The sequence below is a fragment of the Levilactobacillus senmaizukei DSM 21775 = NBRC 103853 genome (assembly GCF_001592085.1).
GTDB classification, from domain to species: Bacteria; Bacillota; Bacilli; order Lactobacillales; family Lactobacillaceae; genus Levilactobacillus; species Levilactobacillus senmaizukei.
On the sequence record NZ_BCWD01000034.1, the window covers coordinates 1 to 14,921 of the forward strand.

Annotated in this window: 16 protein-coding genes; all 16 read right to left on the reverse strand. The window is 48.3% G+C overall.

The window, feature by feature from the left end:
- Window positions 1-115: 115 nt before the first annotated feature.
- On the reverse strand, window positions 116-700 hold the full coding sequence (locus LSE01S_RS09720; protein ID WP_061777442.1) for a uracil-DNA glycosylase family protein: 585 nt from the start codon (window positions 698-700) through the stop codon (window positions 116-118).
- 22 nt (window positions 701-722) lie between these two features.
- Window positions 723-1,577 (reverse strand): 4-(cytidine 5'-diphospho)-2-C-methyl-D-erythritol kinase, encoded by an 855-nt coding sequence (gene ispE, locus LSE01S_RS09725; protein ID WP_061777443.1) that lies wholly within the window; start codon window positions 1,575-1,577, stop codon window positions 723-725.
- Between the two features lie 111 nt (window positions 1,578-1,688).
- Window positions 1,689-1,925: a Veg family protein gene (locus LSE01S_RS09730; RefSeq protein ID WP_061777444.1), complete on the reverse strand. Its 237-nt coding sequence runs from the start codon at window positions 1,923-1,925 to the stop codon at window positions 1,689-1,691.
- Between the two features lie 99 nt (window positions 1,926-2,024).
- On the reverse strand, window positions 2,025-2,915 hold the full coding sequence (gene rsmA, locus LSE01S_RS09735; protein ID WP_061777445.1) for a 16S rRNA (adenine(1518)-N(6)/adenine(1519)-N(6))-dimethyltransferase RsmA: 891 nt from the start codon (window positions 2,913-2,915) through the stop codon (window positions 2,025-2,027).
- Window positions 2,908-3,477: a ribonuclease M5 gene (gene rnmV, locus LSE01S_RS09740; protein WP_061777446.1), complete on the reverse strand. Its 570-nt coding sequence runs from the start codon at window positions 3,475-3,477 to the stop codon at window positions 2,908-2,910. Before rnmV ends, rsmA begins: the two co-directional genes overlap by 8 nt.
- Window positions 3,464-4,243 carry a TatD family hydrolase gene (locus LSE01S_RS09745; RefSeq protein ID WP_061777447.1) on the reverse strand — a complete coding sequence of 260 codons (780 nt, stop codon included), beginning with the start codon at window positions 4,241-4,243 and terminating at the stop codon, window positions 3,464-3,466. Before LSE01S_RS09745 ends, rnmV begins: the two co-directional genes overlap by 14 nt.
- Before the next feature lie 69 nt (window positions 4,244-4,312).
- Window positions 4,313-6,322, reverse strand: coding sequence for a methionine--tRNA ligase (gene metG / locus LSE01S_RS09750; protein WP_061777448.1), 2,010 nt, complete (start codon window positions 6,320-6,322; stop codon window positions 4,313-4,315).
- 132 nt (window positions 6,323-6,454) lie between these two features.
- Window positions 6,455-7,303: a DUF72 domain-containing protein gene (locus LSE01S_RS09755; protein ID WP_061777449.1), complete on the reverse strand. Its 849-nt coding sequence runs from the start codon at window positions 7,301-7,303 to the stop codon at window positions 6,455-6,457.
- Between the two features lie 18 nt (window positions 7,304-7,321).
- Window positions 7,322-7,648: a hypothetical protein gene (locus tag LSE01S_RS09760; protein ID WP_061777450.1), complete on the reverse strand. Its 327-nt coding sequence runs from the start codon at window positions 7,646-7,648 to the stop codon at window positions 7,322-7,324.
- 10 nt (window positions 7,649-7,658) lie between these two features.
- Complete coding sequence (locus LSE01S_RS09765; RefSeq protein WP_061777451.1) at window positions 7,659-8,357, reverse strand: NAD-dependent protein deacylase; 699 nt, start codon at window positions 8,355-8,357, stop codon at window positions 7,659-7,661.
- A 28-nt stretch (window positions 8,358-8,385) separates the two neighbouring features.
- Window positions 8,386-9,351, reverse strand: coding sequence for a hypothetical protein (locus tag LSE01S_RS09770; RefSeq protein ID WP_061777452.1), 966 nt, complete (start codon window positions 9,349-9,351; stop codon window positions 8,386-8,388).
- A 15-nt stretch (window positions 9,352-9,366) separates the two neighbouring features.
- Complete coding sequence (locus LSE01S_RS09775; protein WP_061777453.1) at window positions 9,367-10,632, reverse strand: hydroxymethylglutaryl-CoA reductase, degradative; 1,266 nt, start codon at window positions 10,630-10,632, stop codon at window positions 9,367-9,369.
- 10 nt (window positions 10,633-10,642) lie between these two features.
- A complete protein-coding gene (locus LSE01S_RS09780) occupies window positions 10,643-11,563 on the reverse strand; it encodes a Ppx/GppA family phosphatase (RefSeq protein ID WP_061777454.1) in 921 nt (306 codons plus the stop codon).
- Between the two features lie 19 nt (window positions 11,564-11,582).
- A complete protein-coding gene (gene trpS / locus LSE01S_RS09785; RefSeq protein WP_061777455.1) occupies window positions 11,583-12,602 on the reverse strand; it encodes a tryptophan--tRNA ligase in 1,020 nt (339 codons plus the stop codon).
- A 303-nt stretch (window positions 12,603-12,905) separates the two neighbouring features.
- Window positions 12,906-13,517, reverse strand: coding sequence for an ATP-binding cassette domain-containing protein (locus tag LSE01S_RS09790; protein ID WP_156470516.1), 612 nt, complete (start codon window positions 13,515-13,517; stop codon window positions 12,906-12,908).
- Window positions 13,517-14,921 (reverse strand): bacteriocin-associated integral membrane family protein (locus LSE01S_RS11075; protein ID WP_169798697.1); only part of this gene is annotated, 1,405 nt, incomplete at its 5' end. The genes LSE01S_RS09790 and LSE01S_RS11075, both read right to left, overlap by 1 nt.

Below are 14,921 nucleotides of genomic sequence, written 5' to 3' on the forward strand. Positions count from 1 at the left end.
GTTGCCACCCTTTCTATCTAAATTCCCCATAGGATGGAATTGCCACCCGCCACGGGCCAATATCGAGAAGAGAAGAAATAAAAAAGAGTCGCCAACATGCGGCGACTCTAATGAACTAATCCGTCATAATTTGATGAACGTGGTCTTGTAAGACCGGGACGACATCCTCCATGAACCAAGGATGCTGATGTTGCCAACCATAGTTCAGCGGTGAAGGATGAACCAGCGGAAAATAATCCGGTAGATAATCCTGATAATGTTCGACCGTGGCCGTTAAGGTTGGCTCGCGCTTCGTGAGGTAAGCCTTCTGCGCATACTGGCCAATTAACAGTGTTAATTTAATCTTTGGCATTAAGGCCAGCAATGGTGCATGCCATTTTTCGGCAAAACCCTTGCGTGGTGGTAAATCACCGCCATGTAGGTGCTTACCAGGATAGTAAAAATCGAGCGGCAAGACCGCCATTTTGCCGGAGTGGTAAAACTCATCCTTGGTAACTCCCATCCAATCTCGTAGCCGATTGCCACTAGCATCATCCCAAAAGGTCATCGATGCCTGGGCTTGTCGGCTAGGTGCCTGGCTCACCAATAAAATTTCCGCACTCGCGGCAACATGATACAACGGCTGAAGACCCTGAGCGGTCAATTCAGCATTTTGCGGATCGGCTTGAATCGCCTCGAAAATTTCTGTTGCTGTCGGCACATAATCGCCTTCCCTTCTAATGTTAAGGTAATGGCCGGACTAAATAAACTTCCCGACAGAAGCCCTTCATCCCATTAAAAACCCGCTGAGCCCGGGACTGCTTGCTACACAGGCCAAAGACCGTGGGACCCGTTCCGCTCATCTGAGCGGCATCCGCACCAAACTTCATCATCTGCTGCTTGAGCTGCGTAATCTCAGGATGACGGGTGGCCGTGAGTGGCTCGAGGGCATTGCCCATGGCCGCACACATCGCCGCAATGTCTTGATCGCGGATGGCCCGTAGTAGCGCCTCGATGTCCGGATGATCCAGTTCATCGTAGCGAATCTGTTGCAGGATGCTCGGCGTTGACACACTCACCTTGGGCTTGGCTAAGACCACCCATGCCGCCGGTAGCTTGGAAAGCGGCGTAATCCGCTCCCCACGACCTCGCACGTGTGCCGTACGACCATACACACAGTACGGCACGTCCGAATCGATCTGTAATCCCAGCTCGGCTAATTCCTGCCAACTCAGGCCCAATGACCAAAGCTGATTCAAGCCACGTAGAACTGCGGCGGCGTCAGAAGAACCACCGCCCAATCCGGCGGCGACCGGAATATTTTTCTTAATTCGAATATTCACGCCTTCATTGACGTGAAACTTGGTTTGCAATAAGTGAGCAGCCTGGAAAGCTAAGTTCCGTTGATCATTCGGCAAAAAGCCGCTATCCGAAGCCACTCGAATTCGTTTGTGGGTTGATAACGTTTGAATGTCGACATAGTCCGCCAGGTCGACGGACGTCATGACCATGTTCCACTCCTCTGCCCCATCCTGGTGGTGGTATGGGCTATCAAGCCCGAGGTTTATCTTGGCTGGCGCCTTTTCAATCAGTTGCATGAGCTCACCTTAATTCCAGATAGGCCACCGACCTACCGTTCTCGTGAATTTGATTAAGCCTATTATACTATGGTTTAAACCAAAATAAAAAGGCCTCATCGGCCCAATTATTTATTCATCGAAGTCAACTTCGATGTTCTTCGTTAAAATATCGGTATAACTGTAGGAAACTCGTTCAAACGAATTTTCATTCTGGTCGAGATCAACCACAAAGACTGCTGGATAGGTTTCCCGGAGGATTCCATGCCGTTCTGTCGTTTTCTTACGGCCCGCTTGGGCAATGACCATCAATTTTTCACCAATCCGGTCGTCCAATTTGTTCTTAATGTTCGCTAAACTTGTTGGCATGCATTTCACCTCTGTGAAACAATAATAACATGGTTTCACAAAAATTGCAAATTATACCACAACTCGATTTAATCCGCAAGAATCCCACGATGGAAAGGGTTACATAAGTCCTTCATTGTGGAAGGCATTTGTCAATTCAATGAAATTAATCAGTGTCAGCCGCTCCGGTCGTAATTGCTGCGAAATGCCAACATCTTTCAGAACGGATTCGATCCGACCGCGAACTTCCGGCTGCTTACCGAAGATCCCCTGCAGATTGTTCCACAGTGTTTTCCGACGGTGAGCGAAGCAACCCTTAACAAATTTAAACAGAGCTTGATCTTCGTACGGTTTAACGGGTAGCGGCGTCCGCGGAGTTAACCGCACGATTGCAGAGTCGACGTTAGGCTGCGGAATGAAGGCCGTTCGTGGCACCTCGAAGGCCACCTCAACATTCGCCCGATATTGCATGACCACGGATAGCGATCCGTAGGCTTTCTGTCCAGGCGTGGCGACTAACCGATCGGCGACTTCACTTTGCATCATAACGACGATACTAGCGAAGTCTACCCCGCTCCGTAGCACGCCCATCAGGATTGGCGTCGTGATGTAGTAAGGCAGGTTAGCCACCAGCTTAACCGGATGACCTGGTTCAAAGTCATCCCGAATCACGGCGGGCAGGTTAGCCTTCAAAATGTCTTGATTGATAACCTTCACGTTATCATAGTCCATCAAAGTTTCATCCAAGACCGGCAAGAGATTTTCATCAATTTCAAAGGCCACGACGCGGCGAGCTTGCTTAGCAATCTGCTCAGTCAAAGCCCCAATCCCAGGACCAATTTCGATCACGTTATCATGATCCGTGACATCCCCGGCTGCGACAATATTACGTAAAATATTGAGATCCGACAGAAAATTTTGCCCCAAACTCTTCTTAGCCACCAAATGGTAGCGGGTCAGAATGGCCTTAGTCCGGGCCGGAGACCCAATTTCAGGAACGCTATTATTCATGCAAATCCTCCTTTGACCGAATCGTCTTGACTGCCGCCGCAAAGGCCGCCGGCTGAATACTGAACATTCGCAGCCGCTTCTCCAATTGCTTACCATTCACGTAACCAATCTGCAGCAGTTCTCCCAATTGTTCTCGTCGGGCCTTGGCACCGGCGCCGCCAATCAGGCCAGCCGCCATAAGGTCCTCGTGCGTAATTAAGGTCGGCGCGGCATCCGTCTCGGTGTAAACATGATCGAGTGCGGCTCGAATAGCTGTTGGGCTGGCATGCTCCACACCCAAAGAACCGCCGGCCTTACCCGGACGGCCTTCAGCCTTGGGCAAGAAAGCATGCTTGGCATTAGGAACCGCCTCGGCAACAATCTTGCGAATCTTTTCGCCAGAGAAGTCCGGGTCGGTAAAAATAATGACTCCGCGCTGGTCGGCTAATTTCTGAATTAAAGCCAGCGTCTCATCGTCAATCGCGGATCCTCGCGTTTCAATCGTGTCGGCGACAACCGCCTGATTAATTTGTTTGGTATCGTCCTTGCCCTCAACAACGAGGACTTCTTTAATCTTCTTCATTTATGCGATAAAACTCCTCTGCGTTTTTGAACGTTGCCGCCGCAATGGCTTCTGGCGTGGTTTCCCGCTCCTTAGCGATGGCTTCTACGGTGTAACGAGTAAAGGCGGGCTCATTCTGTTCGCCCCGGTGTGGTTCTGGCGTCAGATAAGGCGCATCGGTTTCCACCATCATAACATCCAGAGGCGTTGCCCGAACGGCGTCATGCACCTCATGGGCATTCTTAAAGCTAGCGACCCCAGAATAAGAGATGTGCATCCCCAAGTCCAGGAACTTCTTCAGCCATTCCGGATCACCGTTAAAACTGTGCATCACGCCACCGATATCTTGGATACCGGCTTCCTTAATGATGCGGTAGGAATCCTCAAAGGCATCCCGATTATGCACCACAATGGGCTTCCCAACTTCTTTGGCGATGGCGATCTGCCGGGCAAAAATTTTCCGTTGGGTATCTTGAGGTGACGTATCCCAATGATAGTCCAACCCAATCTCGCCGAGGGCGACCACCCGATTATCTGCCAGCTGCTCTTCCAACAAGGTTTCCTTCTCAGGTGTATAATCCTTCGAATCCTCCGGATGCCAGCCAACGGCCGCATACATTTGTGGATACTCGTGAGCCAATTTAATGGCATCGGCATTCAGTTGGGTATTGGAGCCAACATTTGTGAAGCGCGTCACACCGAGTTCAGCCGCCCGCTTCACAAAGTGGGGAACATCCGTGATGAACTCTTCACTATTCAAATGAGTATGTGAATCAAAGATTTTCATCAAAATTCTCCTATTAGCAGAAAACGTGGGTCAACCGTACGAAACGGACCACCCACGTTAACTTAAGATTTATTCGACTGTTGATCCGTTAACTAACGTGTCAGGAACAATGACTAACTTGTGCCCCGAAGAGAGTAACATCCCTTCACTGACTTCCCCACGCATCTTCCGTGGCTTCAGGTTAGCAACGATCATAACCTTCTTGTTTACCAGTTCATCCGGATTAGGATAAACTTCGGCAACACCCGAAAGAATCTGCCGGTCACCCAGGTCACCAACATCTAATTGGAACTTCAATAGCTTGTCGGCACCCTTGACGTGATCAACGGCCGTGATTTGAGCCACACGGAGTTCAATCTTTTCGAATTTACTGAAATCAATTTCCGGCTTGCCATCATCGGCTTCGATTGCGGCAGCTTGTTGTGCGGCAGCCTTGGCGGCCATCGCGGCCCGCCCCTTCGTCTTATCAGACTTGGTCATCTGGCCTTGAATAAAGTCGACTTCCTCTTGAACGTCAATTCGTGGGAAGATTGGCGTTCCACTGGCAACCACTTGCTTGCCAGCAGGTAAGTCGGCCAGCTTCAGGTCGATTAGCGAAATCGTGGCTGGGTCCATTCCCAATTGCGTAAAGATTTCCTTTGGCGCATGGGTCATGACTGGACTGATTAAGGTGGCAATCACCCGTAAGCTGGCGGCTAAATGAGCCATAACAGCCGCCAATTCTTCAGCCTTGCTGTCATCCTTAGCTAACTTCCAAGGTTCCGTTTCATCGATGTACTTGTTGGTCCGGGAAACTAACTTCCAGATTTCAGAAAGCGCATCGGCGAAGTGCATCTGGTCCATCAGATCACGGTAGTTGGCGACAACCTCTGTGGCGGTCTTTTCAAGGTCGGCATCGAAGGCCGTTACGCCAGGCTTGAAGGCTGGTAACTGACCGCCTTCGTACTTATTGATCATGGCAACGGTTCGGTTTAACAAGTTCCCAAGGTCGTTGGCCAAGTCGTAATTCAACCGGTCCACGAAGTCTTCGGGAGTAAAGCTCCCATCATTACCGAAGGGCATTGCGCGCAAGAGGTAGTAACGAACCGCGTCCAAGCCATAACGTTCAACCAAAGTTTCTGGGTAAATCACATTTCCCTTAGACTTGGACATCTTGCCATCCTTCATCAACAACCAACCATGGGCAAACAATTCCTTAGGTGGTTGAACCCCCAGGGCATGCAAGACGATTGGCCAGTAGATGGAGTGGAACCGGACAATTTCCTTACCTACCATTTGAACATCAGCAGGCCAGAACTTGTTGAACAGGCCCTCATCGTCGCTAGTGTAACCCAGTGCCGTGATATAGTTCAGCAGGGCATCAATCCACACGTAAACCACGTGCTTCGGGTTACTCTCAACGGGAACCCCCCAGTTAAACGTGGTCCGAGAAACGGCTAAGTCTTCCAGGCCGGGCTTAATGAAGTTATTAATCATTTCATTCATCCGTGTATTGGGCTGGATGAAGTTCGGGTTATTATGATAGAAGTCTAACAACCAGTCGGCATACTTACTCATCTTGAAGAAATAAGATTCTTCCTTGACCAAGGTGACTTCATGACCAGAAGGCGCCTTCCCACCGATCACCTTGCCGTTGTCATCATGGTAAACCTCGGCCAGTTGGGTTTCGGTAAAGTATTCTTCATCATCTTCGGAATACCAGCCTTCGTAATCACCAAGGTAAATGTCACCCTGCTTGATTAACCGTTCAAAGATCTTTTGAACGGCTACCACATGTTCTTTATCGGTGGTCCGAATAAACTTGTCGTTGGAAATTTCCAGGGTCTTCCATAATTCCTTAATCCCCTTGGCCATTTTATCAACGTAAGCTTGTGGCTCTAAACCATTTGCTTTTGCTTTATCTTCAATTTTTAAGCCATGTTCGTCGGTTCCTGTTAGGAAGAAGACGTCGTACCCATTGCTTCGCTTGTAACGGGCAACGGCATCGGAGGCAATAGTTGTGTATGAATTACCAATATGTAACTTCCCTGATGGGTAGTAAATTGGTGTGGTGATGTAAAAAGTTGGTTTATCTGCCATATAAATTAAGCCTTCCTCTCACTCAAAATTATCACGTTAATTTTGGGTTAAATTCTAATGTAAATTCTCATTAAGTATAGCATAATCCCTAGTCCAGCAATAGCACCCGACTAGGGATTTCTGTCTGAATTGTTAAAATAAATCCAGCTGCTGCGGCGCCAAGTTTTGCCAATGAAGTCCTAAGATTTCTTGGAGCCGTTGGGCATTCGGCGCAGCATCACGACCGGCGTTGTTATTGAAGATAACGACGACCTGTTTCGCCGTTTGGTCGAGGGCCTTCACCTGTTTGGCCAAGCCCTGCAACTCATCTTCCGAATACCGATACAGTGTCCGGGTCTTTTGCCAATTAGAGCCATGGTTCAACCAACCTTCGACGTTGCGACCATGAAGCCGTAACATAGCTAGGTCGGGCGTGGTCACCGTCGTCACCATTGGAATCCCATCATTTAAGTTATGTGGTTCGTCAGTGATGACATTGGTCATCTTAAGCGAGGTCAAATAGGTCATCACATCCGCGGTCATCCCCGGATCGTCGAACCAACTGGGACTACGGAATTCCACCGCAACCGGCAAGTCTTCCATCTGGATCCGTACCTCACGTAAATACTGAATGTTAGCAGTTGTTCGATTAAAGTACGGAGGGAATTGAAACAGGACCGTTTGCAGTTGCTGGTGGTCGACCAGCGGTTGAATGGCTGCCTTGAACACGTCGAATGCTGTGATCCGTTCGGCCTGACTTGTCGGTGCCGCGCCCCGGTCGTGTTGGGTCATGACCTGATTGGCCTTCAAGATATACTGAAAACCATCGGGAACCGCCGCTTGCCATTTGGCAATGGTCGTCTGCCGCGGGATGCCATAGAATGGTGTATCAAGCTCCACCACCGGAAAGTTCCCGGCATACTCACTCAAAGTGACAGGCCGGTCTTCCGGGGAAATTAGGGCGGGATGTTCCGTCCACGTGGTCAACCCAATTGTAATCATCCAGACACCCCCTTCATCTCACTTAAATCTCTCAAATCGATGGATCAATTCCGCCTCGGCCGCGGTCAAATGTCCCTTTACCTGGGCAATTAACCGCTTCCCCACTAGTCGGTCATTGGCTCGAATCCCCGTCACACAGAGGTCCATCAGGGCAAACATCACCGTCACGACGACGGCCTGTTGGCGACTGAAGGCCACACTAAACAGCATCACCACTTGGCTGCTAAACGCCAATTGGAGAATGCCGTAGATCACTAATGTATCGGGGACCAACTGGAGAATATTTAGCCAGTGTAGTCGCCAGACGATCCCCCGTAATTGTTGAATAATCTCTTGATGACTCATGGTTTAGTCCTCATACCCGCAGTTCATCAAAGAAGGTCGTGGCATCTGCCTTGACCATTCGATAGTCGAACCCCAGATTCAATTCTTCCTGATTGACCACGACGACCGGTGCCTGGTCATTGCGATAGTCTAGCAGGCCGGCGAACGGATAGACCCGCATGGACGTCCCAACAATGACAACCAAATCGGCCTGAGCCATGGCACCCACGGCCCGTTGGACGTTAAGCTGATTTAAGCCTTCTTCATAGAGCACGACGTCTGGCCGTAACCAGCCACCGTCGGCTTGATGATAGGGTGACTTTAAATAGTCGTGCCAATCAACCTTAGCCCCACACACCTGACAATAGACTTGATAAAGGTTGCCATGAAATTCCACCAAATGCTGACAATTGGCGTCATTATACAGATTGTCAATATTTTGGGTCACCACCGTGGCCCGGTTAGCTCGGGTCAGCGCGGCCTGTTTCTCATGAATCACATTAGGCTTGGCCTCCGGGTAGTACAGGTTTGATTTGACATAATTGTAGAAGACCTGTGGTTCCTGGACGAGGCAAGTATGACTGAGATAATATTCAGCGTTCCGGTGACCCGTATACAGCCCATTTTTTGACCGATAATCGGGGATCCCCGACGGTGTCGATACACCAGCACCCGTCAAGAATACGATGTGCTGAGCCTGATCGAAGATTGCTTGTAACTCTGCATCCATTGCCATCATCCTTTCAAAATAATCCGGTCTAACGGAGAATATATGGCATCTTCAATTGCTTGAAGAGGTCTTCAACCGTCATCGCGTAAAGTTTCGTGTAGTAGTCTGGTGTATCATCCTTCGGTGCCGGCGAAGGAATGACGAAGGCATTTTGATTATCCGAGCGGTTAAATCCAACGTACGCCCGCCGTTGCGTCGTCTTGTCATGCATATCCGAATGATATAATTCGAAGATTTGCTTAACGGATAAGCCTAGTTGACGCTTCGACAAGACACTGGACAGCGTGGTGAACTCGGTGTTGTGCAGTGCTGGCAGATGCCAGTCCTCTAATTGGGCATCAAAGGCCTTGAACAGCTTAACCACGTTGCGCCGTAACGTAAATGGTGAGTCGACTGGCTTTTCGGTAATAATGCCATACAACTTCTGAGCGGCCGCAAAGCTAACCGGATAATCTTGCTTGAATTTGGCCATCACGGATCCATCGTCGGGGCCAAAGAAGACCAACGCATCCAACAGGGTCAATGTCCGTAAGGTCATCTCATCATCCACGGGATCGGGCTCTGGCTTGATCGTTGCCTGCACGCCCGCGAGGTAAAGGTCCTTGATGGCCGGCGTAATCAAGCCGTGCTTTTCCTGTTCCTTGACCACCACGATATGACTCACGATATCATACAGTTCCGTACCCATAATCATGAGTTGTTCATCCAATTGTGGTTGCCCCGTGGTTAAAGAGAAGAAGACCTGTGGGAACCCGGACAAGATCATCAATAAATGCAAAAGCTCATGGGATGCCGTGTAGTTAGGCGCCGTCAAATCGGCTACCTGGATGGCAATATCCTTGCCAACCTGCATTTGTTGAGCTTGATCATGACGAACATACCCTGCTTGAAGTTCCCCGATAAATTGAACTTCAACTTTCCCTGGATAAAGTGCGTTGACCTGATTCAACAGGTCTTGAACGGCGTCATTTAATTTAATATCTTCGGCTTTCATGTCGGTTAAGGTCCCCTATTTCTTTAGATTTTCAGCACGGACCACCGTAAGGGCTGTCTGTGCCTGCTCAATAGTCGGTTGTGTCTGGTCGGCTAGTCGCTCGGCGACCGCCGCCACTTCAGCTTCCTGAGCGCCAACCGAAAGCGCGAGGGATTTTAATTGTAAATGCATGTGACCCTTTTGAATCCCATCTGTGACCAATGCTCTGAGTGCCGCCACGTTCTGTGCCAAACCAACAGCAGCCGTGATCCCCATCAGCTGACGAACGCTGGTCACCTTCGCAATCAGTTGGTTCACGGAAACCAATGGTAGGACCCGAGTTGCCCCGCCCACAACGCCTAGCGTTAGCGGAATCGTCAACTCACCATGCAGCTTCTGGTCGTCATCTAACCACCAACGACTCACACCCTGATAGCGACCACGACGACTAGCATAGGCATGGACGCCGCTTTCAACGGCTCGCCAATCATTGCCCATTGCCAGAACAACGGCATCGATACCATTCATGATGCCTTTATTATGGGTCACCGCTCGGTAAGGGTCAATCTGGGCATAGTCACTGGCCGCACAAATTCGCTGAGCCACGGTCTGACCCGAAATAGTCTTAGTCTTCATCTGATCGACCGGCACCACACAGCTCGCGGTCACCAAACTACGAGTCGCAAAGTTACTGAGGATACTCATTAGAATATCCACATCCAGTTGCGATCGAATATAGGTTGCCACTGCTTCCGCCATGGTATTTACCAAGTTGGCACCCATGGCTTCGCTAACGTCTACAAACAGATCGAGCGAGACCCAATCGGGCCGCAGTAAGCGAACTCGAATAGACCGCGCGCCACCACCGCGACGTTTGATCGACGGGTGGGCGGCATCTGCCACCGCTAGTAAGGTTGCCTCGTGGTCTTGCAGCCACTGTCTAAGCGCCGGCTGATCGGCCACATGTTGGAAGACAATTTGTCCCATTAGCTCATGGTTGGCAACCACTGTGGTAATCCCCGACTGGCCGCTAAGCAAGCGACCACCGTTACTAGCAGCCGCAATGACGGAAGGTTCCTCCGTCACCATTGGTACGGCCACCGCCTGGCCATCGACCTGCAGATTCACCGCGACACCTTCCGGTAAGCCATAGGTCGTCAAATAGTTTTCAATGAGATCCTCGTCCGTCGTTTGTCGGTTCGCGGCTAAAGTGGCGAGCTGATCCGCCGTCAAATGACTGGCCTGGGCCAGCTGATCCCGCCGAGCACCATATGATTGCCGATAGAATGGCGTCTGATCCATGTTAATCCTCCTAGCGTTGACTCAAGTATTCGGAAATAATGCCCTCTCTGACACCACTTTCGGAAAAGACCACGCGGTCCGAATCTAACATTTGTAATAACGTCACGAGGGGTAACATCCCCCCGATAATAATATCTGCCCGTTCGGCCTCAAGTCCAGAGATTCGCTTACGTTCAGCGAGCGGTACCCGCAGTAAGCGTTCGAATGTCCGCAAGACCTGGTCCGTCGTTAACCGATACCCGTGAATATTTTCCACATGAAGAATCTTTTGTTGTTGCCGATTCATCCGGGCTAACGTTCGGTTAGCCCCGCCCAATAAAACCAGTGGGAGATGCTTAGCGTCGTTCAACCACCAAATATCGCGTAGTCGTTCACGCAAGAAGACCTGCGCCGAGAACAGATCAACGGCCGTGACCCGGTCGTCTAGATGGAATTGTTCGGAAAGGTTGACTGCCCCAAATGGCACACTGATAAGATTAGCATCCTTGCCATTCTTTACGTGGACCAGTTCACAGCTCGCCCCACCCGTGTCGAGGAGCAGGCAGTCCTTGATCTTCAACCGATTGACGGCGCCCAGGTAATCATAGTAGGCTTCCTGGTCACCCGACAAGACCTCCAATTGAATATCGGTAGCCGAAGCTACCCGCTCTAGAAATTCATCGCGATTACGCGCTTGGCGAACGGCCGCAGTCGCGATCCCCCGAACCACTAAGTTAGGGAGGTGTTCATAGTATGGTCGAAAGGACTTTAAGGCCGAAATCGTTCGGTCCATCGCCTTAGGCTGAAGAATCTTCTCCGGCCCCATCCCCTCGGACAGCCGACTGTCGGCCTTGACCCGATTAACCTCTCTAAAGGTCCCATCGGCATCTAGCTCGTTAACGGCCATCCGGACAGAGTTTGAGCCTAAATCAACAATGGCTAAATTTTGCATGCCGTGCCCTCCGTTCAGTCTAACCGAAGTAGTCGATCCCAATGGCGTGGCGAACTTCATGTAACGTTTGCGCGGCCACTTGGTTAGCCCGTTCGCTACCTTGTTTCAGAATGTCGTAAACGCCCGCTTCGTCGGCAGCAAAATGTTCCCGCCGTTCGCGAATTGGGGCTAGCTTATCCTGGAGGACTTCGTTCAAGTACCGTTTGATCTTAACATCCCCGAGGCCACCATGTTGGTATTGGGCCTTCAAGTCAGCGACGTGTTCCTGGTCATCGGCAAAAATATCCAGGTAAGTGAAGACCGTATTGCCTTCAACGTGACCAGGATCCTCGATGTGAATATGTTCGGGGTCGGTGTACATAGACATCACTTTCTTCTGCACCTCATCGGCACTATCGCCGAGGTAGATGGCATTGTCCAAGGACTTACTCATCTTGGCATTACCATCGAGCCCTGGAATCCGACCTTGACCCTTAGGTGGGAAGTAGCCTTCGGGCTCAACCAAGATGTCTTGTTGGTAAATACTGTTAAAGCTCCGGACAATTTCCCGCGTCTGCTCCAGCATTGGTTCTTGGTCTTCCCCAACGGGAACGGTGTCTGCCTTGAAGGCCGTAATGTCAGCGGCTTGGCTGACTGGATAGATGAAGAAACCTGCCGGGACACTTTCGCCAAACGCCTTTTGCTTAATTTCAGTCTTAACGGTTGGGTTCCGGTTCAGTCGGGAAACAGAAACCAGGTTCAGGTAGGCCATCGTCAATTCATTCAAGGCTGGGATCTGAGACTGGACGAGAATCGTCGACTTGGCTGGGTCGATCCCTACCGCCAAGTAGTCTAAAGCCACTTGCAACAAACTGTGGCGAATCTTTTCAGGATCATGGGCATTGTCAGTCAAAGCCTGCATATCGGCGATCATAATGAAAGTATCGTAGTCACCCGTGTTTTGTAAGGCAACCCGGTTCTTCAATGACCCAACGTAGTGTCCAATGTGGAGCTTACCCGTGGGACGATCCCCCGTTAAAATTACGTGTTTCTTACTCATCAATTCGTCATCCTTTCTAAAAGAGCGTCCTATTAGCCAATGCCAATAGGACGCTCATGCGCGGTACCACCTAGTTTGCGGCCATTTTGACCACCACTCTTGTCGGTAACGGTGACCCCGCGATAAGTTTATTTATCGAAGTTAAAGATTTCTTGATCCATTTCGACCGTCAAGCCGTTTCAGCACAGGCAGCTTGTCTCTGAGATTGGCCTACTCTTTCAAGTAACTATTCCTATATTCTAGTGGTTTTATCGTGGAATGTAAACCAAGGGAACACTTAATTTAGCCTTATATAAAAACCCTCTACAGCTGCTTTATATGAACCACTTCATCGGCTCTATTAAGGACTCTTTGCGAATGCGTGGCAACGATAACAATCTTTCCTCTCTTGGAGAAGTTCTCTAGACTGGAAAGAACTAATTCTTCATTTTCGCGGTCTAATGCACCCGTCGGTTCATCTGCCAATACTATTGGCGGATCTTTCAAAAACATTCTGGCTAAGGCAACTCTCTGGCATTCACCACCAGAAAGTGTAAATACCTTTCGGCTCAGGTATGCCGGATCTAGACCGAATTCTCTTAATGCCAATTTAAGCTGCTCCACGCGATATCTCTTTGTAAGCGATAAATTCGTTTTTACTGTTGTATCATCAATTAACGCATAGTTTTGAAATAAATAACCGATATAATCATGAAAATACTCACGACTTTCAATCTGATTAACATCTTTACTTTGGAAACTTATCATGCCATCATCTAATTTTTCAAGTTTCGCGATACAATTCAGCAACGTTGACTTGCCGGAACCGGACGGTCCTGAAAGAGCATAGATTCTGTTAGAATGAAAGGTCAAATTTAGGTTTTGAAATATAACATGCTCATCGAATGCCTTTGTACCCCCAACTACTTTTAGCACTACAGCTCCCCCCTAAGACTATTCTTAATATTAGCAACATTTAGTTTTGACTTTACCAATAAAATTGACAATGAAAGGAAAAGTACCGCTATGTAATATTCCATAACAATAACCATACCTGGCCTCAGATTTAACATTAATATTAATTCGCCTACAAGTAATGAACTTAGCAGGAGAGCGAATTTGTAATGAACTTTGACTAAGGATTGACCCATGAAGATTCGAACCGCTTGTGCTTGTTGGTAAATTCCAAAGTACAATGAACATGCCAAGAAACATTCAAACACCAGCAGTCCGATCATCAATCCTAATATAACAATAAGACGAGTGACCTTCTGCTCCTGATCATGGTAAATTTTTCCAGCATAACTTTTGATATTTGTGTAAGCGCCAATTTGCTTATACATTCCAAGTGACACAAGCTTCTGGTTAAGCTCACCATAATTTTTAAAACTAAACGCATTGTTAGAAAGCATCGCATTCCACAATCGATCCGCATTTTCATTATCCCCATTCAACGATTCAGGTGAAATAACAATAATTACCGGATCGGGAACTTTAGCGTCATAATAGCCAAGATCAATTCCTGCAGGACTATATGTGTAACGCAGCTGATTATTCTTCATCAAGTGAGTTTTTACTTGGGGCACCTTATGATTGTTCTCAAAAAAATGTTGTAGGCCCATCTGTTCCGTATACATTTTGGTCAGTTCTTTTTTCTTGTTCGATAATTTTTGAGGAAATAAAATATGGATCTTAGAATCATCTGGATAAAAAATTAAAGAGCTTCCCGATTTACTGACTACTTTATTTTGCTTGAAATATTCGGCATTTACCATTAGCACATTCCCGCCATTATAATAATCAGTATAGTTCTCAAAATTTAAGTGTTGACCTCCATCGGAATTGTATCCAGCATAATTAGAAATTAGACCATGATGATTGGTTGCCCACTTTACTAATTTATAAGTCTGTCTATCTTCACTTAGCTGTTCTTTACCGGTAATGTCTAAAGAAAGACTAGGAGAATACCTGGTCTGAAGACTCGACCAAGTAGCAACTTGGGTTTTGCTTTTTTGATTGATCACTAATTGTTGGACCAAGGTAATCAGTGAAAATAAAATAATTAATTCCGTTGCCGTTTTTACAATCAACACTATCGTTAAGGTTAACCGGCTCTTTGTATTTCCCCTAACAGCTGGCAAAATTGTACTTACTCGAAAGGACCACGACCAAATAAGTCCACCTAATAGGTACACTAAAATTTGTGAAAAATAAAGCAGTAGCGAAAAATAGGCTGTAATCCAAAAAGTTCCCCAATGATGAACAAAAAAAATCATCAAGGAAACAATGCCAAACATTACACTGTAAATTGAGAAAAAGAATAATTGGTCGCGACAGAAA